Origin of the sequence: Arthrobacter sp. 2MCAF15, from assembly GCF_052115605.1 — a bacterium.
Lineage (GTDB): Bacteria > Actinomycetota > Actinomycetes > Actinomycetales > Micrococcaceae > Arthrobacter.
This window is the reverse complement of sequence record NZ_JBFRGZ010000003.1, coordinates 94,309-120,323: the sequence shown is the minus strand read 5'-3', so window position 1 is coordinate 120,323 and position 26,015 is coordinate 94,309. Positions and strand designations below refer to the sequence as shown.

The following is a 26,015-nucleotide window of genomic DNA, read 5'->3' as shown; positions in this document are numbered from 1 at the left end:
CCAGGCAACCAAATGGCGCGACGGCGTAACTTCTTCTCCCAGTTTATCGCCGCGTCCCCTGCCCCGTTGAATTGTGACCGAATGCTAGACATGCCTTGCCGGGCTTCACCCCGGACATGCCCCGTGCTGAAGGCCGGGAGTGGACATGCCCTCCCGTTCCGCGGGACCTGCTCATTCTTGGCGGCCAGAGGTGGGCAGCAGGGCATTGTGCCCATTCCTCGGCCCGGACCCAGGACATGTCCAGTGGTTGGTGGCGAGAGTGCGGGACATGTCCAGTGGTATGGGGCGTGGTCGCGGGACATGTCCGGTGGTTTGGGGCGTGGTCGCGGGACATGTCTAGTGGTCTCGGAGGGTGGGTGTCGAGGGTGGACAATGTGTAAATCCGTGAGAGCGGAACATGCTCACTCTTGGCGGCCAGGGGTGGGCAGCAGGGCATTGTGCCCATTCCTCGGCCCGGTCGCGGGACATGTCCGGTGGTTTGAGGTGTGAGTGCGGGACATGTCCGGTGGTTTGAGGTGTGAGTGCGGGACATGTCCGGTGGTCCTGGGGGTGACCGCGGGACATGTCCATCGGCTGGGGCGGGCACGGGACATGTCCGGCAGGTGCTAGCCGCGGTCCAGCCGGTAGCGCCACGAAGGCAGTTGTTTTCCCGCCGTGTCCTGGGCAACGGGGAAATAGCGGTCCTTCCGGAAGCCCAGGCCCTCCAGCAGCCTGCGCGAAGGGAGATTCGGCTCGTAGACCCCCGCGAATATGGTCTCGCTGCCGCGCATTTGGAAAAGCCAGTCGACCAGAGCGCCGGCGGCCTCCCGGCCCAGTCCGAGCCCGTGATGATCCGGGTGCAGCACGTAGCCGAGGCTGGCCGCCTCTACGGGAATCCGCCCGGGCGCCGGGGGCTCCTGCGTGTTCCAGGTCCGGCCGTCCCCGACGACCGCACCCGTGGCCCGGAGCCGGATCGCCCAGCCGAAGTGAAACCACTCGGCAGTGGAGGCCGCCGCCACGGAAAGCGCCTGTTGGAGCCGGGCGCTGTTCTGCTCCGGGGTCAGTGGCCCGTGGGAAAGATACCGGGTGGCTTGGGCGTGACCGCGGAACTGAAGGAGGGCGCCGGCGTCGTCCGCTGTCAACGGACACAACAGCAGACGCTCGGTGAGGAGCGGGGCCGGGGCGCCGCTGCCGGAAACTGCCAAGAGCCCGTCAGCTCAGCGCGTTGCGGCGGCCCTCGAAGGCCCTGCCGAGCGTGACTTCGTCGGCGTACTCGAGGTCCCCGCCCACGGGCAGGCCCGACGCGAGCCGTGTGACCGCGATGCCGATCGACTTGAGCATTCGGGCAAGATACGTCGCCGTGGCCTCGCCCTCGAGGTTGGGGTCGGTGGCGATGATGATTTCCTGGATGGCGCCGTCGTTGAGCCGGGTGAGCAGCTCGCGGATCCGGAGCTGTTCCGGGCCGATGCCGGCGATCGGATTGATCGCGCCGCCCAGCACGTGGTACCTGCCGCGGAACGACCGGGTGCGCTCCACCGCCAGGACGTCCTTGGATTCTTCGACGACGCAGATCACCGAGGGGTCCCGGCGCGGGTCGCGGCAGATGTTGCACAGTTCCTGCTCCGTCACGTTCCCGCACACCGTGCAGAACTTGACCCGTTCCTTCACCGTGGTGATGGCGTCAACGAGCCGCTTCATGTCCTGAGGATCCGCCTCCAGGATGTGGAAGGCCAGCCGCTGGGCCGACTTGGGCCCAACCCCGGGAAGGCGTCCGAGCTCGTCGATCAGCTCTTGAACTGCGCCTTCGTACACAATGTCCTCGTTCGTTTGGAGTGGGGCCGGGGCCAGCCGGCAGGGGGTTTGCTAGAAGCGGGGCGGCAGCGGGCTTCCATCCAGGGAGCGCTCCTCCACCAGTTTCCCGCCCAGAATACGCTCGACGGCGGCGCGGCCGAAGACACCCGATTCCTCGATGGTTTCGTCGTCGGCGCTCGGGATGTCCTGAACGTACGCGGTGGCTGCGGCAGCTGCGCGGGTGGGGGCTTTCGCCCGTCCGGCCTCGGCCTCGGGGCTGTTCGACAGCCGCTGGTACAGGCTTTGCCTTCCCGCCATGGCAGCAACCTCGGGGACGGCGGACGGCGGAGCCGGAGTAGCGGCAACGGCACTGGCAGCCACGCGCGGTACGGCAGCGGCCGGAGCGGCTGACGCCGGGACCGCGTCCGCGCGGGAAGCGTGCTCGGAGGTCAGTCCGGACGGTGCGGACACGACGCCGGCGTACTCCGGGATCTGTGCCGCCGCGGGCTCGTAGGACACGGGCGCCGGCTCGGGCTCGGGTGCCGCGGGCTCTGCATCCGCCGTTGAGTACTTGCCGAGGTTCGAATCCGTGCCGACGGTCCAGACGCCCGGTGACTCCTCGACGGCGCGGGCCCATTCGTCAGCCGACGTGTCCTGGCCTGCGGTTGGCTTCCCGGCGGGGGAGCCTGCGGCCTTGGCTGCCGAGGCGGCCGGGGACCTGCGGACTGGAGCCGCTGCCGCCGGCTCGGCGCGGCGCGGTGCGGCGGCGGGTGACGGATCCCAATCCATCGGCGGTTCTTCGTCCAGCGGCGGGGCGTCCTCATCCCGCGGCGGTCCCCAGTCATCATCGGGGTCGGCATAGGAGCCGGTATCCTCCGCCAGGCTGGCCGCTTCGACAGCCGGTTCAGCCGCGCGGAGCTGGGTTTGGGCTGCAGGAGCAGGCGCCTGCACTTCCGCTGCTGGCGCGTTGGTGGCGGCAGGCTCCGCGGGCTGCGGTGCCGGAGCGGTGTCCGTGGGGCCGGGGGCAGGCTGCTTCTGGGCCGATGCCGGTGCCGCGGTCGGGACGGTGTCAGCCGTGGCGTTGGCCGCAGACTCCCGCGGCTGGGGGGCCGGGCTCAGGCCCCATGCAACGTCGGCCGACGTCGGCGAGGTTGCCTGTGTTGCCGGGGCCGCCGGGGCGTCCTGGCTAGCCGGAGCTTTTGGGTTTGGCTCAGCGCTCGCTGGGCTGTTGCTGCCGCCGGCCACGGCACGGATCTGGCAATCGATGCCGATCGTCTTGTGGATCGCCTGGCGGAGATTCTCGGCGTGGTCGGCCCGGCCGAACGCACCCGCCAACCCTGTGGTGGTGAACGCGAGGGTCAGGACGTGGTCTTCGAAATGGCCCACCTGGGCATTGGGTTCCACCAGCGCCCAGGTGCTCCGCTTGATCTTGGTGAGCGTTTGCAGGATCTCGGGCCAGGCACGCCGCAAAACTTCCACATCGGCTCCAGGACCGGAAGCAGCGGGAGCTGGGCTTGGGACAGCAACGGGCGCCGTTGCGGCCGGAGCCGGCTCGGAACGGACGGGCGCCTGCGGTGCCGGCTCGGGCGCGGCCGCCCGTGCGGGCTCGACTTCCGGGATGGCGGTTGGCGCGGCGGCCGTTGGCGGTGCCGGGGTGGCCCGGGTCTGGGCGGGCGCTGGCCTGCCGGCGGCCGCGGGTTCGTCTACGGGCCAGTCGCTGGTGCTGACCCGGGGTGCCGTGAGCGGTTCCCGGACAGGCTCGTCCCGCCGAGCGGGCGGCGCCGACACAGGGGCAGTGGCCGGCGGCTGCTCGGCCCGGGGCGGCATGGATGTGGCGGCGACGGCTGCGGCGGCAGGCGCCGGGTGCGAAGCCGTGTCGGGCATGTGCGCCGCAGGCGGCAGTGGAGAAGCGGTCTGTCCAGCGTGCTCAGGCGAGACGGCGGCAGGTGCCGGAGCTCCGACGTCGTTCCCGGCGTAGTTCAAACGCCGCTCAACGCGGTCGATCCGGGCCGCGATGCCGCGCTCGGTCTGTTCGGAGCTGGGCAGCAGGATGCGGGCGCACAGCAGTTCCAGATGCAGCCGCGGCGACGTGGCCCCGGTCATGTCCGTGAGCGCGGTATTGGTGACATCCGCGGCGCGGGAGAGTTCGGACGCTCCGAGGTTGTGCGCCTGGTTCTGCAGCCGCGCGATCTGGTCCGCCGGCATGCCGCGGAGGATGGACTGCGCGCTTTCCGGCATCGCCTGGACGATGATGAGGTCGCGGAAGCGTTCCAGCAGGTCTTCGACGAAGCGCCGGGGATCGTGCCCGGTCTGGATGACGCGGTCCACCGCGCGGAAGACGGTGGCGGAATCCGATGCGGCGACGGCTTCAACGACGTCGTCCAGCAGGGAAGCGTGCGTGTAGCCCAGGAGGGCGACCGCGAGCTCGTAGTCCAGTCCGTTGGGGCCGGCGCCGGCCATGAGTTGGTCCAGCACGGAGAGGGAGTCGCGCACGGAACCGCCGCCCGCGCGGATGACGAGCGAGAGCACGCCCGGCGCCACGGGCACGTTTTCCTGGGTGCAGAGCAGTTCCAGGTACGCCATGAGAGGCTCCGGCGGCACCAGCCGGAAGGGGTAGTGGTGCGTCCGGGAGCGGATGGTGCCGATGACCTTGTCCGGCTCCGTGGTGGCGAAGATGAACTTGATGTGTTCCGGCGGCTCTTCGACGATCTTGAGGAGCGCGTTGAACCCGGCCGAGGTGACCATGTGGGCCTCGTCGATGATGAAGATTTTGTAGCGGTCCCGGACCGGGGCGTAGGTGGCCCGCTCGCGGAGGTCGCGGGCGTCGTCCACTCCGCCGTGGCTGGCGGCGTCAATCTCGATGACATCCAAGGAACCGGAACCGCCGCGGGCAAGTTCAACGCAGCTGGGGCACTTGCCGCAAGGGGTATCGGTGGGGCCTTCGGCGCAGTTCAGGCAGCGCGCCAGGATGCGGGCCGACGTGGTTTTGCCGCAGCCGCGGGGGCCGGAAAAGAGGTAGGCGTGGTTGACGCGGTTCTTGCGCAGGGCCGTCATGAGAGGCTCGGTGACGTGCTCCTGCCCGATAACGTCCGCGAACGAATCGGGGCGGTATCGACGGTATAGGGCGGTAGTAACAGTCACAGATAAACCCTACCAATCGGCACAGACATAAAAGACCCCTCATGCACCCGCCAGAGCCCGTTTACCCTTGCTACCTTCCGGTCCTGGGGGAGTTCAACAGGATGACGCCACATGAGGGGCCGTCAGCAATATTACCTGACGTTTGGGTGTGCCTCGAATCGGCCCGGCCCTGCCCGTCTAACCCGGCGGGACATGCCCATTTTTCACGGTTAGGCCTGGGCGCATTGGGAATATGTCCACCCCTCGTGTGGGCCGAGGGGCATGTCCGGTGGAGGGAGCGTGCGGCGGGGGGACATGTCCGGTGACGGGGGAGAGCCCCAGGGGACATGCCCATTTTTAGCGGCTAGGACCGGGCGCATTGGGAATATGTCCAGTCCTCGGGTGGGCCGCGGGGCAGGTCCGCTCCGAGAGGTGTGCCGCAAGGGACATGCTCATTTTTCAAGGTTAGGACTGGGCGGATTGGGATCGTGTCCAGCCCTCTTGTGGGCCGCGGGGCATGTCCCGCGGTGGGCGTGGGGGCATGTCCGGTGGTGGGGGTACGCGGCGGGTGACATGCTCATTTTTCGCGGGCAGGGCCGGGCAGGATGGGATTATGTCCAGCGCTCGCGCCGGCTGCGGGGCATGTCCCCGGAGGGGGGGCAACGGGGACCGGGAGGGCTCAATTGGGCGATGCTGGAAAGTTCAGGTATTCTAGTATCTGCTTTTGATTCAAAAGCTACTGGAGAATTCGCCTAGCGGCCTATGGCGCACGCCTGGAACGCGTGTTGGGTTAACGCCCTCGGGGGTTCAAATCCCCCATTCTCCGCGGTTGGCCCCGGTCCTCGGACCGGGGCCTTTTTGCGTCTTGGCACCCTCGCCATGCACTAGGCCAGGCGTACTTTTGCCACCCGGCCATGGGTTCCCTACCTGCGGCCGCCCGGCCCGGACGCCCAGCCACCCCAGTTCAGGCCCCGTCCAGCCACCCCGGCCCGGACGCCCAGCCACCCCAACCCCGGCCCCGCCCGGCCACCTCCTCAGGCCCGGTAGCCCAGCCGGCGCAGGCGGGCCCGGGCGGCCTGCTCGCTCGGACCCACCCGGCCCAGGGCCAGATGCACCACCCGGAGCGTGACCCGCGTGGCCAGGGTTACCGGCAAGGGAATCGGGCCGAGCCTCGCGGTGTGCAGTCCCAGGAGCTCGCGGTACCGGGGTTCAAGGCTGGTCACGGCGGCGGCGAACAGCACCCGGTAGCCCGGCCTGAGCGCGGGGTGGAGGGGTGGGTTGCGGATGAATTCCACCGTTTCGGTGACCCGTTCGTCGCAGCGGAGCTCGCCGTCGTCGTACCAGCGGTCCAGCTGCTGCCGCATTTCCACCTCACTCAGCGGAGGGGCCTCCACACCCATCAGCCGGCCTGCCTGGGCCCACTCGCGCACATAGGCGTCAGGTCCGCCGGGAATCGGCCGTCCCCACAGCTTGTGGGCGGAGAGGAACGCATCCGTGAAGGCAATGTGGACCCAGCGGAGCAGTTCAGGATCGTTGGCCGCGTAACTGCGGCGGATGCCGTGGCCGTCCACGAATTCTCCCCGGACCGTCCGGTGGAGCCGAAGAACCCATTCCGACGCAGCCCGGGCCGCATCCGTGGAGCCATAGGAGACGGTGAAGATCCATCGGATCGTGCGCGCCAGCCGACCCAGGGGGTCTTCGCGGAAGCGGGAGTGATCGTGGACGCCGGCCAGCGCGCCGGGGTGGAGCGCCTGCATCAGCAGTGCCCGGATTCCCGCCACGATGGTGGGCATGTCCCCATGCACGGCCCAGACTGCCGAGCCTGGCAGGTGGTAACCGGCGTCATCCCCCTCGGCGAGGTGCGGCACCCACTCGGGCACCGCATCACGCGTCCCGGTGAGTGCTTCTTTGAGTTCGGCCTGCCATTCGCCGAGGACGTTGCGCATGATTCATTCTTACCCGGCTCCGGGCCGCTGGACACCTGCAATTTCGGGAGGGACTACTGGGTCGCCGCGGGCCGGTTACTGGGGGCATCCGGGGATTGCGGATTGGTGCCGCAAAAGGAGCGCGCTGACGGTTCACAGACCCGGCCGTCTGTGGTCACATAGGGAGATGGGTCCGTGAAGATTGGGGTCTGGCGGACATATTGCGGGAGTCACATCGTGGGAAAACACTGGGGAAACTCATCGAGTGAGCAGGCAGTCAGGGCACGGACTATTGCCGCGCGCTGTGTATCCGGGGGTCTTTGCCTGTCCCTGGCCGTTCTTGCGTTCGGCGGCTTTCAGGGGCTGAGCGCACAAGCGCCCTACGGGGCCTCCGCCGTCATTGCGACCGCGACCATGCAGCCTTCTGGAGCCGTGGGACCTGAAACCCTGGACCCGCTGGCCGCCACCGGCGCGACGAATGCCGCGGGGTCCCCGGGGTCCCCGGGGGCCGTCACTGCGGATGCCCAGGCGCTCCTGGCCTTCAGCAGGACCACGGTGGGCACGGTAAACCGTGAAGGCGTGGGCGGCGAGCTCAATGTGGCCTCGGCGTCGCTGAGCCGGCCCGCGGCCGGTTTCCTCATGGCCCCGCTGGAGTCGCTGGTGCCGTCGTCCCCGTTTGGGCTGCGCACCAGCCCCCTGACGGGGGTCGCGGGCGAATTCCACTGGGGCCAGGACTTCGCGGCGCCCTGCGGCACCCGGGTCTACGCGGCCGACGCCGGTGTGGTGAGGGCCGTCGGGTGGCATCCGTGGGGCGGCGGAAACCGGGTGGAAATCGACCATGGCAACGGTCTCATCACCACGTACAACCACCTGGAGGCGATTGCGGTCCACAAGGGAGACTCCGTGCGGGTGGGGGAGGTCATTGCCCGGGTGGGGACCACCGGTTCCTCCACAGGCTGCCACCTTCATTTCGAAACGATCCTCAACGGCTCCCACACCGATCCGAGGGACTGGACGTGGCTCCCGATCAAGCAGGTGGACCAACTCGGGCCGATAGAAATGACCAGCTACGCGCCCGACGCCGGTAAGGAAACCAACGCGGGGATTGGCTGGGCGATCCCTGTCCGCGAGGACCTGACCCACGTGGTGGCCGGCGGCGTTCAGGAACAGCCTGCCGCGGTGGCCGCCAAGCCGTCCGCGAGTGCCTCGGCGGCAGCCACCGAAGCCGCGGCCAACAAGCCATCCGGCAAACCATCGCCCACGGCTAAGCCAACCGCTTCGGCCACACCGACGCCGACAGGCACCGTTTCCGCGAATCCGACGCCGACGCCGACGGCATCGCCCTCCGCATCGCCGACCGGATCCGCCGCGCCGACGGGACCCGCCACCCCGACTGCGACGCCGACTGCGACGCCGACGCCGTCGGCAACACCCTCCGCCACAGCAACGAAGGCGACGACTCCGAAGCCGACACCAACCCCGACACCCACGCCAACTCCAACCCCGTCGGCAACGGCTTCCGCCAAGCCAGCCCCTCCGGTGGCCGCAGTGCCATCAGTCACCATGTCTGCACCCGCGAAGGCGACGGCCTCTGCGACGGCGACAGAGGCTGCCAGCCGGTCGACGGCCACGAAGACGGCCACAAAGCCGGCGACAACAAAGCCCTCGCCCACGGCAACGCCTAAGGCAACGCCGACAGCAACGTCGACCCACTAGCCGCCACGAGGTCCTTGCCGGTAGGCAGGCAGGCCCGCCCGTCCGCGACGGCAGCCGGGTGCCCGCGCGGCCCCTCTGCGATCCGAACCCATACTGTCGCGCCTCTGTGACGAATAATGGAAGTGACCAGTTCCGGACAATTGCTCCAGACCACAGACATCGCGAGGACACGCCCCATGACAGCTCTGCACTCCATCCCCCTGACCCTCATCGACGGCACCGAGACCGACTTTGGCCGCTTCAAGGGAGAGGTGGTGCTGGTGGTCAACGTGGCGTCCGAGTGCGGTTTCACGCCCCAGTACTCAGGACTCGAGGCGCTGCACAACAAATTCCGCGAACAAGGGTTCCAGGTCCTCGGCGTCCCCTGCAACCAGTTCGCGGGGCAGGAGCCCGCCGGCGACGCCGAGATCGCCGACTTCTGCCAGCGCAATTTCGGCGTGACCTTCCCGCTGACAGCCAAGGCCAACGTCCGGGGAAAGAACCAGCACCCGCTTTACGCCGAGCTCACCAAGTTCAAGAACGGAATCCTTCCCGGCCTGGTGAAGTGGAACTTCGAGAAATTCCTCGTGAACCGCGACGGCGAGGTCATCGCCCGCTTTGCGCCCACCGTGGAGCCGGACGCGCCGGAAATCATCGAAGCTGTTGAGGCTGCCCTGAAGTAGGCCCGTCCGCCCAGTCCCTGAAGCCACTATCCCTAAGCATGCTTAGCGTCTAGACTGGCCGAACCCTCCACCAATCCGGGCATACCCGCGGCCTAGTCATCCCTGACGGCGGCCGGTCGGCAGTGCTGCCGAGGTGTCCGTGCGGAGGGCGCATCAAAGAACTTCGTCAATCACATCAGGGCCCCGCGTGCGGCCCGTGAAAGCAGGAGGAACGAGATGACAGGGAACAAGGCCGTTGCCTACAAGGGGCCGGGAAAAGTCGAACTGATCGACATTGACTACCCCAGCTTTGAACTCAAGGATGGTCCGGGGGTCAACCCCGCCAACGTGGGCCGGCAGGTGCGCCACGGCGCCATCATCAAGACGGTAGCCACGAACATCTGCGGCTCGGACCAGCACATGGTCCGGGGGCGCACCACGGCCCCCACTGACCTGGTACTTGGACACGAAATCACCGGCGAAGTAGTGGAAGTTGGCCCGGACGTTGAATTCATCAAAGTGGGGGACATCTGCTCCGTCCCGTTCAACATCGCCTGCGGACGCTGCCGGAACTGCAAGGAACGCAAGACGGGGATCTGCCTGAACGTCAATCCCGACCGGCCGGGAAGCGCCTACGGGTATGTGGACATGGGCGGCTGGGTAGGCGGCCAGGCCAACTACGTCCTGGTACCGTACGCCGACTGGAACCTCCTGAAATTCCCGGACAAGGACCGGGCCCTCGAAAAAATCATGGACCTGGCGATGCTCTCGGACATATTCCCGACCGGATTCCACGGAGCGGTCACCGCGGGCGTGGGAGTCGGCTCCACCGTGTATGTCGCCGGCGCGGGACCGGTGGGCCTGGCGGCGGCGAGCAGCGCCCAGCTGCTGGGCGCCGCCGTCGTGATTGTGGGGGACATGAACGCGGACCGGCTGGCCCAGGCGCGCAGCTTCGGCTGCGAGACCGTCGACCTGAGCAAGGGCGGGCCGGCGGAGCAAATCGAGCAGCTCCTCGGCGTCCCGGAAGTCGACTGCGGCGTTGATGCTGTGGGATTCGAGGCCAAGGGCCACGGTGCCGGAGCCCAGGAAGCCCCGGCCACGGTGCTGAACTCCCTGATGGAAGTGACGGCCGCCGGCGGAGCCCTGGGCATTCCCGGGCTGTACGTCACAGGGGACCCGGGCGGCATAGATGAGGCGGCTCAGAAAGGCTCGCTGTCCCTGAGCCTCGGAACGGGCTGGGCAAAGTCGCTCAGCTTCACCACCGGACAGTGCCCGGTCATGAAGTACAACCGGCAGTTGATGATGGCGATCCTGCACGACAAGGTGCACATCGCCAAGAACGTCAACGCGAAGGCCATTGCCCTGGAAGACGCGCCGAAAGGTTACGCAGAATTCGATGCCGGCGCGGCGACCAAGTTCGTGCTTAACCCGAACGGCTACCTCAGCTAGCGGAAGGCCGGCCCGGCGGAGCTGCCGTCCCCGCTGACGTGGGGATTCGGGGTGCGCCGCCGGGCGGGGGCGGCCCGCATATGCCGGCAGGAGCATGTGAGGGTGCGCCACCTGTTAACGCCCATTTTTCCAATATGCCTGTCCCAGTTTTAACATTGTTTGCCTAATGTCTGATTGGATAGTTCTTACTGAGAGGGACCCTGGGAGCACCGCTTCCACCCAACCAAGAAGGCAGCAATGGAGCGCATCGAGGCCGAACACCCCCGGCCACGTCATTTCCTACTTCACCTGAGTGACCCCCACTTGCTGGGGGGTCCGCAACCGTTGCACGGCGTCGTGGACAGCGAAGCCCTGCTCAGGCAACTCTTCGACGAGGTCCATGCCTCCGGTGCCCGCCCCGAAGCCGTGATCTTCACCGGCGACCTGGCTGACCTGGGGGAACCGGAAGCCTACGCCAAGCTCCGCGCGATCGTTGATCCGGCCTGCAAGGCCCTCGGGGCGAAGGTCATCTGGGCGATGGGCAACCACGACGACCGGGCCAATTTCCGCGCCGGGCTCCTGGACCAAGCCGACAATGACGCGCCGGTGGACCACAGCTACTTCGTCAACGGGCTGCGCATCATCACCCTGGACACCTCCGTTCCCGGCTTCCACCATGGCGAATTGAGCCAGGACCAGCTGGACTGGCTCGCCGCCGAACTGGCCACCCCGGCCCCGGACGGGACCATCCTTGCCCTGCACCACCCGCCGGTGCCCTCCGTGCTGGATCTTGCCGTGCTCGTTGAGCTCCGCGGCCAGTCGGCGCTCGCCGGCGTGCTGCGCAACTCCGATGTCCGCGCCATCCTGGGCGGCCACCTGCACTACTCGACCACCGCAACGTTCGCGGGCATCCCCGTGTCCGTGGCCTCAGCCACCTGCTACACCCAGGATCTAAACGTTCCCGTGGGCGGCACGCGTGGCCGGGACGGCGGCCAGGCGTTCAACCTGGTCCACGTCTACGAGCACACGATCGTGCACTCCGTGGCGCTGCTCGGCGACACGCCGGTCGTCGGCGAGCTTGTCTCTCCCGAGGAAGTCCAGCGCCGGCTCTCGGCCGCGGGGATCGTCATCCCGGAAAAGGCCAAGCTCGAGGCGCCGGCCCGTACGCCGGCACACCGCCGGTTCACCACCCTGAACTGAGTCGCACCCTGAACTGACCTGAATTGCGACCGGGACAGTTCCGTGACCTGGTCACGGAACGTTACTTCTCCCAGGGCGCCTTGATCGGGTAGTACTTCTCCAGGAACCCCGTGACCAGTTCGGCCCGCTCTTCCGCCGGGACCTCCGGGAAGCTGCCGTCGTTGAGGCAGAAGAAGTCCATGTTCCGCTTGGCCAGGAGCTTGGGCAGGTAGTTCAGGCCGGCCCGCGCCGTGGTGTCCACGTATTTCACCCTGGCCGCGGTCTGGGTTACGGCCCGGCCGGTGAGCAGCGCGTAGTAGTGGTAGAACGAGTTGGTCACGGAGATGTTGTCCGCGGCCCGGAACCTGCTCGCGGCGGTCTTGGCGAACTCGGCCGGGAACTCCTGTTCCATCTGTTCCACCACGCTGCGCCGCAGCGGCGCCGCCGTGTGCTCCAGGTGCCGGGTGGTGATCCGGCCGAAGCGGTTCCAGAGCAGCTTGCGGTTCACCCGGGCGGCGTTCTCAAAGCCGCTGCGTTCGGCGTCGTTGTCGCCCAGCCCGATCCGCGTCTCGGCCTCAATGAACTTCGTGATGCCGCCCGGGGTGAAGAACATGTCCGGCCCGACCGCGCGGCCAAAGAACATGTCGTCGTTGGAATACAGGAAGTGCTCGGAGAGCCCCTCGATGTGGTGCAGCTGGCACTCCACGGCCTGCGAGTTGTGTGTCGGCAGGACCTCAGGATCGGCGAAGAACTCTTCGCTGCGCACGATCGTCACGCCCGGGTGGTCCGCCAGCCACGAGGGCGTGGGGGAATCGGTGGCGATGAAGATCCGGCGGATCCACGGCGCAAACATGTAGATCGAGCGCAGGGCGTACTTGAGCTCATCGATCTGGCGGAAGCGGGCCTCGTGGTCATCTCCCTCGCCCACCACCACGCCGGCCATGCGCGCGCGGCGGGCCGCGATGTACTCCGGGGAGCTGCCGTCAACCCACGAGAACACCAGATCGACGTCGAAGCTGATGTCGCTGGCATGGTCCGCGAACATGTTCTCGATGGTGGGCCAGGTGTGGCCGTAGCGTTCCACCGTGCCGCGCACCGCGTCCTGGGCGAGCATGGTGCGGCGCGTCAGGGAGTTCTCGATCGGCAGGATCAGTTGGTCGCCTTCGAAGCTCCAGAGCTCCAGCTGCACGCCGGCCGAAGCACCGAACTCAAGACCGCCCTCCGGCTCCACCCTGGGCCGGTACAGCCGGAAGATCCGGGCCTGGCGGTTCGGCGAAAGCTCGCCGTCGGCCACCAGCACGGAGGACTTCTTCTTGGCGTCCACGCTCATGGAATAGAACGGCTCGTTGCGGCACGCCTCCACAAGGGCGTGGCGGAGTTCTTTGCGGTCTTTCCAGTCGACTGCCACGACCGGGCGGTGGTTGTTGCCGCGGACCAGCAGGTAGCTGATGCCGGCGTCGGCCAGGACGGAACGCAGGAACATCAGGTCCTCGACCATGGCCTGGAACGGCGTGCGGTTCTCGTTGATCAGCGCGAAACGGCCGCGGTGGCGGACAACGTCGGAGCGGGTCCGGAATCTGGCGACGGCGGCCGCCGACGTGATCTCGGCGTGGGCGTCCGCGGATGCCTGGCTGCCATAGTAAATCTCGTCTTGGATCGCTGCGTCGGTGATGTCTGGATCTCCCGTTTCTTTGAGTGCGTTGGCGTCTACTTGCATGATAACGCGGGCCTCAAAATTGTTGCGGATAACCGGTCGCCGCCTGGCGTGTGTGACGGCGGAATGTGACGGCAGAAGGCGCCGGCGAACGAGCCGCCGGAACCGCCGGCGGAACCTGGCGGCGGAACGGGCCTCAGCCGGTGACGACGGCCAGCCAGCGGTGCAGGAAGGCGGCACCGGCGTCGTCGTGGATCACGTCCTCGCCGAGCCCCAGATCGGCGGCGGTGAGAACCTCGTAGGGTTTCACCGGGATGCCGTCCGCGGGCCGGACGTCCACGTGCTTCACGGCGTGGTCGTTGTGGTGCAGCCAGTCGGCCATGGCGTAGTCGGTGCGGGAATCGCCCACCGTCCGCCAGGCCTGCGGCGTGATGCCCTGTGCGGCCAGGAACTCCACCGCCCGGCTCGCGCCCAGGTCCTTGCCCAGCCGCACCGACTCGATGTCGGTGGAGATGATGGTCGGATCGACGCGGAAATCGACCTGGTCATCAGAATCGGGGACGTGGTGGTCCAGCCGCACCACGCCGAGTCCGTGCCGTGACATCAGGCCCATGGCGTCGGCGTCGAAGAGTTCCTGCTCGGCCCGGTAGTCCGGGTTGGCGACGGCAATGTGCTGCTCCACGGAGACCATGGCGCGCTTGGTTTCGTCGTAGAACATGTGGGCGGAGTAGTCCTCGGCCACCAGGCGGCGGACGTCGTCGCCGAAGGCCTGCGGGATGGCGAGCTCGTGATCCACGTGGACCGGGCCGGGGCCCTCGGCGGTGTAGCTGAACCAGACGGCACCCTTCTCGCAGATGGCGTGGATGAGCGTGCCGGCGGGCATGCCGGCGGCGATCATCGGGTCCATGACCTGCTCGCGGATGAACGCATCCGACCGGCCCGTGTTGAAGATGACCGGCACCCCGGCGGCGGCCAGGGCCAGGAGGTCCGCGATGATTCCGGGCTGCACATCGCGGGTGACCGGGCTCGCGATCGGACCGTCGACGTCGAGCAGCAGCGCCAGCAGAGGGGCCGACGGCGACAGAACAGGGGCAGTCTCGGGTGAAGTCATACGGCTATTCTGACAGCCGTCCGGGGCCTTTGCGTGAACTGTGCAGAAGATCGCAGGCCTGGTGCCGGATGCGAGCGGTGGCGGCCGTGTGACAAATGGTTACCGTTTGGCCACAACCTCACGCCGCCCGTGGACATTGATTCCTTCGGGCGGCCAAGTTCCCTAGGCTGGCATGGTGATATTCAAAGCTGTGGGCGAGGGACGCCCGTACCCCGACCATGGTTACACCACGCCCAAGGACTGGGCCGCCCTGCCGCCGCGCCCTGTCAGGCTCGATGAGCTGGTGACCACGAAACGCACGCTGGATCTGGAGGCCCTGCTGGCCGAGGACTCCACGTTCTTCGGTGACCTGTTTCCGCACGTCGTGGAATATCGCGGAGTCCTCTATCTTGAAGACGGCCTGCACCGGGCGGTCCGCACCGCGCTGCACCAGCGCACCGCAATTCACGCCCGGGTCCTCGTGATAAATGGCTAGGAAGCCGCGAGACATCACCGTCCTGCACGGGCACCGCGTGGTCAGTGGCTCCGAGCTGCGGGCCACGTTCGTGGAGCAGGAAAATGCGGCGGACAACCCGGTCCGGCTGCGCCGCAGGATCGTTCATGGCGTTGTCCTGGTGATGCTTGTGGGCCTGCTTGCGGCGGCGATAATCGTGGCCGTTGCCATCATGAACGGCCAGATCAAGCTTCCCGTGGCGGAGCGGAGCAAGGCGGCGGTCTCGGTGTGCCCGGCGGCCACGTACGACTACACCCCGCCGGAGAAGGTCAACGTCAACGTCTACAACTCCACAAGCCGTCCGGGCCTGGCGCGCAGCGTCGCGGACCAGCTCGCCGCCCGGAAATTCGTTGTCGGCGCCATCTCGAACACGACGTCGAGCTACCGCGGCGTGGCGCTGGTCGTCTCCGGTGCTGCCGGCCAGTCGGCTGCCTTCAGCGTCCAGCGCAATGTGCCGGGTTCGGACTATTTCCAGGACGGCCGCACGGACCCGAGCGTGGACGTCATCATTACCGGGGACTTCAAGGAACTGGCCAAACCGGAACTCGTGGACCAGACGCCGGGCCGGCTCAGCTGCCCTCGCGAGGAGCGGCGGATCGTCGATGACTCCACGGTGCCCCTCTCGCCGACGGCGACACCCACCGGGGGCTAGCCGCGCACGTCCGGCGCTCCGCAGGTCGTGGCGGGCCGGGACCCCAGCTTAGCTGCTGGCTGCCCCGCGGACGGGCCGGCCGGCGTCGTCGAACCTGGCCCCGGCCCCCAGCTGGATGAACCGCACTGTCCGGGCGACCCGCGCCTCCGCCTCGGCGTCCTGGCCGGCCCCGTCGCCCCGGGCGGCACTCGAGGAGAGCGTGCCGTGGATGAGCTGGGCGAGCTGGGCGATGTCCGACTCGGGCAGGTAGCCCTGGGCCATGCCGTCGCGCAGGATCCCCCGCAGGAGCACGCTGAGCTCGCCCACGTGGTCGGCGAGCTTGGCGAACGACGACGGCGAAAGCACTGCCGCCATGGCCGGCCCCGGCGGCAGGTGGCGCCGGCTCAGGTCCTCCACCTGGGCCCGGACGTAGACGGCCAGCCGTTCCACCGGGTTCTCCAGTGCCTCGAGCGATTCGCGCAGATCGAGCAGGAACCGCTCCGTCTCGTCCAGTGCGTAGGCGATAAGGAGCTCTTCGATGTCTGCGTAGTAGTTGTAGACGGCGGTACGGCCGATCCGGGCATGGCGCGCGACGTCCGTCATGGTCAGGCCGGGCAGCCCGTGGGTGAAGAGGAGTTCCCCGAAAGCGGTCAGGATGCGGCGCTGGGTCTCGGCACGTTGGGCGGCGTTACTCGCGGCCGAAATCCTAGGCATACGGACACTTTAGCGCGATCTGTCACTAAATCAGGCGGGTGGCGGACTGTGACACGGCCTTCGCGGCTCGGCTCAGTCATCGCTCCCTGAATGCTTGTCGTCGCCCGGCTCGGATTTGCCGTGGCCGCCGTGGTCATCTCCGGGTTCGCTGGCCCGGGTGGGAGCCGGTGCCGGGACAGGGGAGCGGGCAGTGGTCTGGTCATCGGGCGCGGGAGGGCTGGTGGGGACGGAAGTGTGGCGGGACCGGTCATCGCTGGCCGAAGGGCTCGGCGAAGGTGCCGGGCTTCGGTCTTCGACGGTCGTCGAAGGGCTGGGCGTCGACGCGGGGGACGCGGACGTGGTGCTGGTGGAGTTCTGCGGCAGAAGGACGGTATTGGCGGGGGAGGTCGTCCCGGGCTGCGGGCCGTTCAGGGTCTGTACGTTGACTGCGAGGGCAGCTGATCCGGTGAGGAGGATCCCCGCTGTGGTGAGGACGATGATTGTTTTTGTTTTCATGACTCAACCCTAGGAATTCAACGGAAAGGACAGGTCTTCGGGAAATCCAAGATCTGTCCAAGTTTGCGCACATGGTCGGCCAAACCGCGTGGATTGCCCCGCGAATGGCAACGGGCAGGAACATAATCAGGTATGCAAATCCTGGTAGTGGAGGATGACGAATCGGTGGCCGCCGGAGTCCTTGAAGGGCTGGGCCGTGCCGGCTTCGGGGCCAGCCACGTCGGAACGGGCGGCCAGGCCCTGGATGTGGTCCGTACGGCCAGCCCGGATTTTGTGCTCCTGGATCTGGGATTGCCGGACATGGACGGAACCGATGTGTGCCGTGGAATTCGTGCATTGACCGCCATCCCGATCATCGTGGTCAGTGCACGGGACGAGGAGATCGACCGGGTGCTGGCGTTGGAACTGGGCGCCGATGACTATCTGGTCAAGCCGTTCGGGATGCGGGAACTTATCGCCAGGATCCGGGCAGTGGCCCGCCGCTCCGACGAGCGGCTCCCGGACGGCCGGACCGGGTCGGTATTGAGCAGGAACATCGGCGGCCTGAGCATTGACCAGCGGTCCCGCCGAGTGGTCCTCGACGGCGCCGAGGTTTATCTGACGGCAAAGGAGTTTGACCTCTTGTACTTCCTTGCGGCGGAGCCGGGCGCAGTGTTCGAGCGGCGTGAGATCCTTCGCGCCGTGTGGGACGGGGACTGGTACGGGACGACGAAGACGGTGGATGCCCACATAGCGGGGATCCGCAAGAAGCTCGGTGATCCCGGCTGGATCGAGGCGGTCCGGGGCGTCGGGTTCAGGCTTGGGGTGCCTGGATGAGATGGAGGCTGATTGGTGCGTTCATGCTCATCACTTTGCTGGTGGTCTTGGTGCAGGACATTCCGCTGGGGAACTATCTGGTCCGCGTTGAGCGTGAGCGCCTGACCACCTCCCTGGAACGCGACGCGTTCCTGTTGGCCGGAAGGGCCGGCGATGCGTTGCGGGCCGGCGGTCCCGTGTCTCCGGAGGTGGCCGCCGACGTGCGCCGGTACGGCGAGGCGGGCGGCGCCCGGGTGGTGATCGTCGACGCCGCCGGGACGGCAGTGGCGACCTCGGATGACGACCAGGCCGCCACCGGATCGCCCTACAGTTCAAGGCCCGAAATTGCCGCCGCGCTGGCCGGACAGATCAACGCCGGGCAGCGGTATTCCCAGACACTCGGCCTGGATCTGCTCTACGTCGCGGTCCCCGTTCTCAGCGGTGAGAAGATCTCCGGCGTCGTCCGCCTGACCTACCCTGCCTCGGTGGTGGCCGATCAGGTGAACGGGCAGCTGCGGACCATCTGGACCGTCGCCGGAACCACGGTTTTGCTCGCCGGCATCCTGGCCTACGTCATGGCCGGTGCGGTGACCAGACGACTCCAGAGGCTGCGGACCGCCACGGAGCTCCTCGCCGACGGGAACCTGGACACCCGCACCGATGAAGGGGGAGCGCCCGAACTCAAGGCCTTGGCGGGATCCTTCAACCGCATGGCAGATCGGCTCAAGGACCTGCTCGAGCAGCAACGAGGCTTCGCCTCCGATGCCTCCCACCAGCTCCGCAACCCATTGACGGGGCTGCGGCTGAGGCTCGAGAACGCGGTCGACACAATCCCGACCGACCCTGAAGCCGGCCGAACCATGGTGGCAGCCTCCCTGGAGGAGACCTACCGCCTGCAGCGCATCATCGACGGCCTGCTGTTGCTCAGCAAGGCTGACGGCAACTCCGCTGTCCCTGTCACCACGGATCTCGTCGCCGTGGCGAAGGCCCGCAAAGAGCAATGGGAAGCGCTCGCGGAGGAGACAGGCGTGCGCCTGAGCCTGGACGGCCCGCCTGCAGCGGACGTCCTGGTCCTGCCCGGGGCCGCTGAACAGATCATCGACAATTTGATCGATAACGCCCTTGCCGTCGCCCCGCCGGGGTCGCTGATCCAGCTCATGGTGTCCCACGGTGAACAGCCAGGCATCATCGAACTGCACATCCTGGACGAGGGGCCGGGCCTGTCCCTGGAGGACTGCCACCGGGCCTTCAGCCGGTTCTGGCGTGGGTCTCAAAGCGGCGAGGGCAGCGGCCTCGGATTGTCCATCGTGCACCAGCTGGCCCGGGCCAGCGGCGCCGACGCTTCGCTGTCGCCCAGAACGGCCGGAACGACTAGAACACCCAGAACGCCCGGAACGCCCGAAACCGGACCGGGAACCGCCGGCCTGGACGCCTGCGTGACGTTCAGATCAGCCTAAGATCACAAGCGGGTCCACCTTGATGCCGGAGCGGCCGGGCGGAAGCTGGCCGCCCGCCATCGGACGCGTCATCCGAGGATTTCGGCACGCTGTTTGACGGCCGCCACGAACCCGGCCAGGTCCTCCTCGGCGCCGAAGGGGGAGAGGATGAAGGCCCGCAGCGGACCGCTGATCTCGTCCCTGACTGCCAGGAGTGTCATGGCGTCCTGGGGCGCTAAGACAAAAGTGCGCTTGAACGCCCCGAGCCGTGGCAGGATGCCCCACGTCCAGGTCATGACCTCGCCGGGGATCTGTTCAACCCGGAAGCGGACGCTCGTGCTGCCAGCATGCCGGGTGCGGACCCGGATGGTTCCTCCGTTGCGGAGCTCGCCCGTCACTTCCGTGATGCCGGATGGCCACACCGCGAAGTTGCCCGAATCGGTGATGATCTCCCAGACGGTGGAGCCCCGGGCATTGATCAGGCTTTGGGCCTCAAGGGGTGCCATGCGCCACAGGGTACCGGGCGCTGGTGAACAGCTGGGGGCAAGGGCGGGCACCAGCCCATCTGCGATGGCGGACGGCTCGAGGGTAGGCGTGACGGCGTGACGGTGGCGGTGGCGTCAGGAGGCCGAGGTCCGTCGTAGGCTGAATCCACACGTGACGGACAGGAGGCTGAGATGGCGGAGACGCTGACGGAGACGACGGTGGCCGAGGTGATGGCCGAGCTGGCCGCGCTCGAGGACCCGCGGGCACGCGCGGTGAACGAGAAACACGGGGACGACCACGGTGTGAACCTCAGCAAACTGCGCGCGGTCGCGAAGCGGCTGAAGACCCAGCAGGAACTCGCCCGGCAGCTCTGGAAGACCGATGACACGGCGGCGAGACTCCTGGCCATCCTGGTCTGCCGCCCGAAGGCGTTCGAGCGTGACGAACTGGACGCCATGGTGCGCGAGGCGCGCATCCCCAAGGTCCACGACTGGCTCGTGAACTACGTCGTGAAGAAGAACCCGCACGCCGAAGCCCTGCGCGTCGCCTGGTTCGCGGATCCGGATCCGGTGGTCGCGAGTGCCGGCTGGGCGCTGACCACCGAGCGCGTGGCGAAGGAGCCCGGGGACCTCGACCTCGCAGGACTGCTGGATGTCATCGAGGCGGAGATGAAAGACGCCCCGGATCGCCTGCAGTGGGCCATGAACCACTGCCTGGCCCAGATCGGGATCGAGCACGCCGGGCACCGCGCCCGTGCCCTCGACATCGGTGAGCGCCTGGAGGTGCTCAAGGACTACCCGACGCCGCCGAACTGCACCTCTCCCTTCGCGCCTATCTGGATCACCGAGATGGTGCGCCGCCAGCAGGACACGTAGGACGGTTCAACGCCGCAGCAGGTAGTTGGCCACGCCGTCGGGGTTTGCCAGGGCGATGAGGTGCCCGCCGGGCACGACGTCAGGCTCCACGCGGAGGCGTTCGCGGGCGATCCGTCGCTGGAAATCCAGTGGAAAGAACCGGTCTGCCTCCCCGGTAAGTACGCTCGTGGGGATATCGGGCCAGCCCGCAAAGTCGCATACCGATTCGAAGACAGCGTTTGCTTCCGGGCGTTGATACGGTGCCCCTTCGGCCGCGACCTCCGGCGGAACGTCGTGCAGGAAGTAGGTGTCTGCGTCGAACTCGGTGCTGTACCCGTGGGCCTTCGCAGCGTCTTGCTGCGCTGCGGCCCAGCCGGTTTCGTCCCACCAGGAGCCGGGGGTCTCGCCCGGTACGGGGATCATCGCATTCACCAGGACGAGGCCTCCGACGGAAGCCCTTTCGCACACGAGCGGGGCGGTGAAGCCACCCAGCGACTGGGCAACGAGGACCACGTCGCGGCGCCCGCCGATGGCTTCGAGAACCAGCCGGGCATACTCAGGGAGCCCCGCGCCTTCATCGTCGCCGGGCAGATCGACCGCCAGGGCTTCGTGGCCGGCCTGCTGAAGCAAAGGAACGACGCGGCTCCAGTACCAGGCTGAGCCGCCCGCTCCCGGTACCAGCACGAACGCGCTCACTGCAGTACCAGCCAAACGCCGACGGCGGGACCCAGGTCCCGGACCAGCATGCGGCGGCCATTGGACCGATTTCGTTTCAACGCCGATCTCATCTCCCCATTCTTACCCCGTTCACAGGGACACCGGCACCCTGTAATCGACTCTGCCCGCAGCGGGGACGCACATCCCGCAACAAGTGACACCACAAATGCTTGACGTGACACCACTCTGGTGTCACCATGGTGTTCATGGAACTCGGACAGTACGTCATCGACCTTCAACGCCAGCTAGTGGATGCCGCGGAGAACGGCACGGAGGACACCCGCGCCGTCGCCGAGCGGCTCGTCGCCGGACTCGATGCCGCGGCGCGGCTCGTGCTGCTGGACGTACTGTCGGCCGCGGCGGGCGAGATCACGCGCGAGCTCGCACCCGGATCGGTTGACATGCGGCTGCGCGGACGCGAGGTCGAGTTCGTAGTTACCCAGCCGAATACCGAAGCTGACAACGACGAGCGGCCCGCTGCGACTGTCGACCTCGACGACGTGAGCACCTCGCGCACCACGCTCCGCCTGCCGGACGCGCTCAAGGCGCGGGTAGACGAAGCGGCAGCAGCCGACGGCATGTCCGTCAACACCTGGCTGGTCCGTGCGATTGCAGCCGCAATCCAGCCCAAGCAACGACGATCCGCGCAGCGCACGCTGCGCACCGGTGACAACTTCGCCGGCTGGGCCCGCTAACCCGCCCAGCACACTCACCACCCACCAACCACGCGAACCCGCGGGGTAGTACGAACACGCGCAGAGAAAGGTAACTTCAGCATGCCCACTTTCAACACCACCGCCCCAATCGACCTGGCCATCAACCTGCAGGTCGGCGGGATCGAAGTCTTCGCCAGTGACCGCGCCGACACGGTCGTGACCGTATCGCCGACCAACCCTGAGAAGGCGGTCGACCGCCGAGGCGCGGAGGAGACCACGGTCGACTTCGACGGCCAGCGGCTCACCATTGTGGGCCCACGGCCCCGCCTCAGCTGGTTCGGCCCCACCGAGTCGGTCGACGTGAAAATCGAACTGCCGGCGGGGTCGCGGCTCACTGCCGAGATCGCCGTCGGCGGCGTGCGCACGGTGGGACGCCTCGGCGCAACCCGCATCAAGAGCTCCATGGGCCGTGTGGATGTCGACACCACCGGCGACCTGTGGCTGCGCGCCTCGCACGGCAACGCGACCCTCGGTACCGCCGAGGGCGGGATCGAGATCACGGCCGACCACGGTCAGATCCGGGTCGGCACCGTCACCGGAGACGCGATCCTCAAGGCCTCGCATGGCACCATCATGGTCGGCCAGTCCGGCGGCGACCTCGACGCCAAGCTCTCCTACGGCGACCTTGAAATCACGAAGGCGCTCGCCTCCGTTGCGGCGAAGACCGCGTACGGCAGCATCCAGCTGGAAGAGGTCTCAAGCGGTTCCATCCAGGTCGAGAGCGGCTTCGGCCAGGTCACCATCGGCGTGCGGCCCGGCGTCCCCGCTTGGCTCGACCTGTCCTCGAAGGAGGGGCACGTGCGCAACGAGCTCGCTGGCGACAGCGCTCCCGACGCGTCCGTGCAGACGGTCGAAGTGCGTGCACGCACCCAGCACGGCAACATCCACATCCAGCGCGCCCGGTGACCCCGGGCATCCAACGGAAGGGAACGAATCACATGAACACCCCAGCAATCGAAGTCCGCGGACTGCGGAAGTCCTACGGCGGAAAGACCGTGCTCGACGACGTCGACCTCACCGTCAACGCGGGCACCGTCACAGCGCTGCTCGGCCCGAACGGCGCAGGCAAAACCACCACCGTGCACATCCTGTCCACGCTCGTGCGGCCCGATGGCGGCACGGCGTTCGTCAACGGGCACGACGTCGTTCACAACCACGACGGCGTGCGCGCCGCGATCGGCCTCACCGGCCAGTTCTCCGCAGTGGACAAGCTCCTCACCGGCGAGGAAAACCTGCTGCTGATGGCACGCCTGCGCCACCTCGGGGCGAAACGCTCCAAGGCCCGGGTGGCAGAGCTGCTCGAGCAGTTCGACCTCGTCGAGGCCGCGCGCAAGCCCCTCGCCACCTACTCCGGCGGAATGCAGCGCCGCCTCGACCTCGCGATGACCCTCGTCGCCACACCGAGCGTGATCTTCCTCGACGAGCCCACCACGGGCCTGGACCCGCGCAGCCGCCACACCATGTGGGACATTGTGCGCAGCCTTGTCGCGGACGGCACCACCGTCCTGCTCACCACCCAGTACCTCGACGAAGCGGACGAACTCGCGGACCGCATCGCCGTGCTCGACGGCGGCCGGATCGTCGCCGAGGGGACGCCCGAGGAACTCAAGCGCCTGGTGCCCGGCGGGCACATCCGGCTCCGGTTCGCGGACGCCGCGGCGCTCGAGACCGCCTCGCGGCTCCTCGAGGGGTCTGCCCGCGACGACGCCGGGCTCGCGCTCGCCGTACCGAGCGACGGCGGGGTGGGCACGCTGCGCACCGTACTGGACCGCCTCGATGCAGCAGACGTCGACGTCGATGACCTCAGCATTCACACCCCGGACCTCGATGACGTGTTCTTCGCGCTCACCGGCCGGATCGACACGAAGGGAACAGAGTCATGACCACCATCACCGCCCAGCGCCAGGCCGCCCCCGGCACCCGCCGGCAGTCGCACGTCGTCGCCGACTCTGCGACCATGCTGCACCGCAACCTGCTGCACATGGTGCGCTACCCGGGCCTGTCCGTGTTCACCATCATGGGGCCGGTGGTGCTCCTGCTGTTCTTCGTGTTCGTGTTCGGCGGCACGCTCGGGGCCGGTCTGCCCGGTGCGGATCCGGCCGGCGGGCGGGACGCCTACGTCGCCTACATCATGCCGGGCATCCTGCTGTTGACCATCGCGGGCAGCGCCGGCGGCACCGCGACGACGGTCGCGATGGACATGACCGAGGGCATCACGGCGCGGTTCCGCACCATGGCCATCTCGCGGGCCGCGGTGCTCGCCGGGCACGTGCTTGGCAACACCATCCAGGCGATCATCGCCGTCGCGCTGGTGCTCAGCGTCGGCTTGCTGATCGGCTTCCGCCCGACGGCGGGACCGATCGAGTGGCTCGCCGCCGCCGGCCTGCTCGTGCTCATCGCGTACGCGATCAGCTGGCTCGGGGTCGCCATGGGCATGCAGGCGAAGTCGGTGGAGACAGCCAGCAACTGGCCCCTCCTTCTGACCTTCCTGCCCTTCCTCGGCAGCGGCTTCGTGCCGACCGAATCGATGCCGGAGTGGCTGCAGTGGTTCGCGCAATACCAGCCGTTCACACCGTTCGTCGAGACCATCCGCGGGCTGCTGCTCGGCACCCCGCTCGGCTGGAGCCAGGTGCTCGCGATCGGATGGTGCGTCGTGATCGCGGTCGCCGGCTACGCCTGGTCAACGGCGATCTACGAACGGAAGTCAGTCCGCTGAACCCAGGTCCCACGAGATACAGGTCCCACCCGATAACAGCGGGCGGTCGCGAGTCCATCGCGGCCGCCCGCTGTGTTGCTGCCTTACTCGTAGATGGTGGGGATGGCCGGCTCGCCCGGTTGCAGCCGGTCCACTACCCGGGGCAGCTCGGCCATGGACGCCGTGTGCCGCTCCCGGGCCCGGTCCACGGCGGCTGGCCCGGTCCAGCCGGGCAGGATTTCGCCGTCCTTCATGAACTGCTGCAGGAGGGGGCGCCCCTTCCGTCCGTCGGCCGGCGGGTGGCCCACGCCGATGACCTCGTGGGTGGCGACGCCGCGGTCATCCAGGCGGCGCACCGCGAACTTGCGGCCGCCCTTGTTGATCTTGTCCAGCGACGTCTTCGCCACAGCCACGAGCTCACCGGAGTCATCGGCCCGGCCCACCAGTTTGTACACCATGCCGGCCGTCGGCGCCCCGGACCCGGTGACCAGCGAGGTGCCGATGCCGTAGGAATCGGCCGGCGCGGCCCGGAGCGCGGCGACGGAGAATTCGTCCAGGTCCGAGGTCACCACAATCCTGGTGTGCACATTGCCCAGACTGTCCAGGAGCTCGCGGACCCACCGCGCCTGGGCCACGAGGTCTCCGGAGTCCAGCCGGACGGCCCCGAGGCCATTTCCGGCGAGGCCGACGGCGGTACGGACAGCCGTCTCGACGTCGTATGTGTCCACGAGCAGCGTGGTTCCGGGCCCCAGCGAGGCCAGCTGCGCCGCGAAGGCGTCCCGCTCGGAGTCATGGAGCAGCGTGAAGGAGTGGGCCGCGGTGCCCACCGTCCGGAGGCCGTAACGCCGCCCGGCGGCCAGGTTGGACGTGCCGGCGAAACCTGCGATCACGGCCGCGCGGGCCGCGGCGGCGGCCGCTTCCTCGTGCGTGCGGCGGGAGCCCATCTCCAGGCAGGGCCTGCCGCCGGCCGCGCTGGTCATCCGGGACGCGGCCGACGCGACGGCGCTGTCATGGTTCAGTACCGACAGGACGTAGGTCTCCAAGACGCAGGCCTCCGCGAAGGTCGATTCGACGATCAGGACGGGGGAGTGCGGGAAATAGGCCTCACCCTCCGGATATCCCCAGATGTCGCCGGAGAACCGGAAGGCGGCCAACCGCTCCAGCGTGGCCTCCTGGACCACGCCGGTGCCGGCGAGGAAATCGAGGTCGTCCTGGTCGAAGCGGAAATCCGCGATTCCCTCCAGGAGCCGGCCGGTGCCGGCAACGATCCCGTACCGGCGCCCTGCCGGCAACCCGCGGGCAAAGGCCTGGAACACGGACCGGCGGTGTGCCGTCCCGGAGTGCAGAGCCGCCTGGAACATCGTCAGCTCATAGTGGTCGGTAAACAGGGAGGTCCGGCGTCCGCCCGGGCCGGCCGATGTGTCCATGATTCACTCTAG

Annotated in this window: 24 protein-coding genes, 1 tRNA gene and 1 other RNA gene; 14 read left to right on the top strand and 12 right to left on the bottom strand. The window is 67.9% G+C overall.

The features are described from left to right. Nucleotides 1-605 precede the first annotated feature (605 nt). The 4 genes from AB4089_RS04195 to ffs all read right to left on the bottom strand — a co-directional run bounded on the left by AB4089_RS04195 (nt 606) and on the right by ffs (nt 5,035). Nucleotides 606-1,184, bottom strand: a complete 579-nt coding sequence (locus tag AB4089_RS04195) for a GNAT family N-acetyltransferase (protein WP_441408043.1) — start codon at nt 1,182-1,184, stop codon at nt 606-608. A 7-nt stretch (nt 1,185-1,191) separates the two neighbouring features. Beyond that, entirely contained in the window at nt 1,192-1,791 is a 600-nt protein-coding gene (recR, locus tag AB4089_RS04190) for a recombination mediator RecR (RefSeq protein ID WP_090579574.1), read from the bottom strand. Between the two features lie 51 nt (nt 1,792-1,842). Then, on the bottom strand, nt 1,843-4,911 hold the full coding sequence (locus tag AB4089_RS04185) for a DNA polymerase III subunit gamma and tau (protein ID WP_441408042.1): 3,069 nt from the start codon (nt 4,909-4,911) through the stop codon (nt 1,843-1,845). Between the two features lie 27 nt (nt 4,912-4,938). Then, nucleotides 4,939-5,035, bottom strand: an RNA gene (gene ffs / locus AB4089_RS04180) — signal recognition particle sRNA small type. A 596-nt stretch (nt 5,036-5,631) separates the two neighbouring features. On the opposite strand from ffs, the gene AB4089_RS04175 reads away from it, so the two are divergent. Further along, nucleotides 5,632-5,716 (top strand) — tRNA-Ser (locus AB4089_RS04175). A 208-nt stretch (nt 5,717-5,924) separates the two neighbouring features. On the opposite strand, the gene AB4089_RS04170 is transcribed toward AB4089_RS04175, so the two are convergent. After that, a complete protein-coding gene (locus tag AB4089_RS04170; protein ID WP_441408041.1) occupies nt 5,925-6,836 on the bottom strand; it encodes an oxygenase MpaB family protein in 912 nt (303 codons plus the stop codon). 411 nt (nt 6,837-7,247) lie between these two features. Between AB4089_RS04170 and AB4089_RS04165 the strand changes: the two genes are divergently transcribed. The 4 genes from AB4089_RS04165 to AB4089_RS04150 all read left to right on the top strand — a co-directional run bounded on the left by AB4089_RS04165 (nt 7,248) and on the right by AB4089_RS04150 (nt 11,800). Further along, complete coding sequence (locus tag AB4089_RS04165; protein ID WP_441408040.1) at nt 7,248-8,531, top strand: M23 family metallopeptidase; 1,284 nt, start codon at nt 7,248-7,250, stop codon at nt 8,529-8,531. Nucleotides 8,532-8,707: 176 nt separating this feature from the next. Beyond that, nucleotides 8,708-9,193: a glutathione peroxidase gene (locus tag AB4089_RS04160; protein WP_441408039.1), complete on the top strand. Its 486-nt coding sequence runs from the start codon at nt 8,708-8,710 to the stop codon at nt 9,191-9,193. Nucleotides 9,194-9,409: 216 nt separating this feature from the next. Continuing rightward, on the top strand, nt 9,410-10,621 hold the full coding sequence (fdhA, locus tag AB4089_RS04155) for a formaldehyde dehydrogenase, glutathione-independent (protein ID WP_441408038.1): 1,212 nt from the start codon (nt 9,410-9,412) through the stop codon (nt 10,619-10,621). Nucleotides 10,622-10,858: 237 nt separating this feature from the next. Beyond that, nucleotides 10,859-11,800, top strand: a complete 942-nt coding sequence (locus AB4089_RS04150) for a phosphodiesterase (protein ID WP_441408037.1) — start codon at nt 10,859-10,861, stop codon at nt 11,798-11,800. A gap of 61 nt (nt 11,801-11,861) precedes the next feature. Here AB4089_RS04150 and AB4089_RS04145 read toward each other — a convergent pair whose 3' ends face one another. Together AB4089_RS04145 and AB4089_RS04140 are read right to left on the bottom strand one after the other, a co-directional pair. Further along, nucleotides 11,862-13,496 carry a stealth family protein gene (locus AB4089_RS04145; RefSeq protein ID WP_441408036.1) on the bottom strand — a complete coding sequence of 545 codons (1,635 nt, stop codon included), beginning with the start codon at nt 13,494-13,496 and terminating at the stop codon, nt 11,862-11,864. A gap of 133 nt (nt 13,497-13,629) precedes the next feature. Continuing rightward, complete coding sequence (locus AB4089_RS04140) at nt 13,630-14,544, bottom strand: hypothetical protein (RefSeq protein ID WP_441408035.1); 915 nt, start codon at nt 14,542-14,544, stop codon at nt 13,630-13,632. Nucleotides 14,545-14,719: 175 nt separating this feature from the next. Here AB4089_RS04140 and AB4089_RS04135 point away from each other — a divergent pair, with 175 nt between their 5' ends. Both AB4089_RS04135 and AB4089_RS04130 read left to right on the top strand, forming a co-directional pair. After that, complete coding sequence (locus tag AB4089_RS04135; protein ID WP_026266597.1) at nt 14,720-15,019, top strand: type II toxin-antitoxin system VapB family antitoxin; 300 nt, start codon at nt 14,720-14,722, stop codon at nt 15,017-15,019. Further along, nucleotides 15,012-15,689, top strand: a complete 678-nt coding sequence (locus AB4089_RS04130) for a LytR C-terminal domain-containing protein (protein ID WP_441408034.1) — start codon at nt 15,012-15,014, stop codon at nt 15,687-15,689. The genes AB4089_RS04135 and AB4089_RS04130 overlap by 8 nt, the downstream gene beginning before the upstream one ends. 48 nt (nt 15,690-15,737) lie before the next feature. Here AB4089_RS04130 and AB4089_RS04125 read toward each other — a convergent pair whose 3' ends face one another. Beyond that, a complete protein-coding gene (locus AB4089_RS04125) occupies nt 15,738-16,382 on the bottom strand; it encodes a TetR/AcrR family transcriptional regulator (protein ID WP_441408033.1) in 645 nt (214 codons plus the stop codon). 72 nt (nt 16,383-16,454) lie between these two features. After that, on the bottom strand, nt 16,455-16,877 hold the full coding sequence (locus AB4089_RS04120) for a hypothetical protein (RefSeq protein ID WP_441408032.1): 423 nt from the start codon (nt 16,875-16,877) through the stop codon (nt 16,455-16,457). Nucleotides 16,878-17,009: 132 nt separating this feature from the next. Between AB4089_RS04120 and AB4089_RS04115 the strand changes: the two genes are divergently transcribed. Both AB4089_RS04115 and AB4089_RS04110 read left to right on the top strand, forming a co-directional pair. Beyond that, nucleotides 17,010-17,693, top strand: a complete 684-nt coding sequence (locus AB4089_RS04115; RefSeq protein ID WP_441408031.1) for a response regulator transcription factor — start codon at nt 17,010-17,012, stop codon at nt 17,691-17,693. A 23-nt stretch (nt 17,694-17,716) separates the two neighbouring features. Beyond that, entirely contained in the window at nt 17,717-19,129 is a 1,413-nt protein-coding gene (locus tag AB4089_RS04110) for an ATP-binding protein (RefSeq protein ID WP_441408030.1), read from the top strand. A gap of 68 nt (nt 19,130-19,197) precedes the next feature. Here AB4089_RS04110 and AB4089_RS04105 read toward each other — a convergent pair whose 3' ends face one another. Then, a complete protein-coding gene (locus tag AB4089_RS04105; protein WP_441408029.1) occupies nt 19,198-19,614 on the bottom strand; it encodes an SRPBCC family protein in 417 nt (138 codons plus the stop codon). Between the two features lie 171 nt (nt 19,615-19,785). On the opposite strand from AB4089_RS04105, the gene AB4089_RS04100 reads away from it, so the two are divergent. Next, complete coding sequence (locus tag AB4089_RS04100; protein ID WP_441408028.1) at nt 19,786-20,469, top strand: DNA alkylation repair protein; 684 nt, start codon at nt 19,786-19,788, stop codon at nt 20,467-20,469. A gap of 6 nt (nt 20,470-20,475) precedes the next feature. Here the strand turns inward: AB4089_RS04100 and AB4089_RS04095 are convergent, their stop codons facing one another. Continuing rightward, complete coding sequence (locus tag AB4089_RS04095) at nt 20,476-21,144, bottom strand: alpha/beta fold hydrolase (RefSeq protein ID WP_441408027.1); 669 nt, start codon at nt 21,142-21,144, stop codon at nt 20,476-20,478. Nucleotides 21,145-21,362: 218 nt separating this feature from the next. Between AB4089_RS04095 and AB4089_RS04090 the strand changes: the two genes are divergently transcribed. The 4 genes from AB4089_RS04090 to AB4089_RS04075 all read left to right on the top strand — a co-directional run bounded on the left by AB4089_RS04090 (nt 21,363) and on the right by AB4089_RS04075 (nt 24,597). Further along, complete coding sequence (locus tag AB4089_RS04090) at nt 21,363-21,860, top strand: histidine kinase (protein ID WP_441408026.1); 498 nt, start codon at nt 21,363-21,365, stop codon at nt 21,858-21,860. Nucleotides 21,861-21,941: 81 nt separating this feature from the next. After that, on the top strand, nt 21,942-22,787 hold the full coding sequence (locus tag AB4089_RS04085) for a DUF4097 family beta strand repeat-containing protein (protein WP_441408025.1): 846 nt from the start codon (nt 21,942-21,944) through the stop codon (nt 22,785-22,787). A gap of 32 nt (nt 22,788-22,819) precedes the next feature. Further along, nucleotides 22,820-23,764, top strand: coding sequence for an ATP-binding cassette domain-containing protein (locus AB4089_RS04080; protein WP_441408024.1), 945 nt, complete (start codon nt 22,820-22,822; stop codon nt 23,762-23,764). Beyond that, nucleotides 23,761-24,597, top strand: a complete 837-nt coding sequence (locus AB4089_RS04075; RefSeq protein WP_441408023.1) for an ABC transporter permease — start codon at nt 23,761-23,763, stop codon at nt 24,595-24,597. Before AB4089_RS04080 ends, AB4089_RS04075 begins: the two co-directional genes overlap by 4 nt. Nucleotides 24,598-24,680: 83 nt before the next feature. Here the strand turns inward: AB4089_RS04075 and AB4089_RS04070 are convergent, their stop codons facing one another. After that, entirely contained in the window at nt 24,681-26,003 is a 1,323-nt protein-coding gene (locus AB4089_RS04070; RefSeq protein WP_441408022.1) for a nicotinate phosphoribosyltransferase, read from the bottom strand. Between the last annotated feature and the right edge of the window lie 12 nt (nt 26,004-26,015).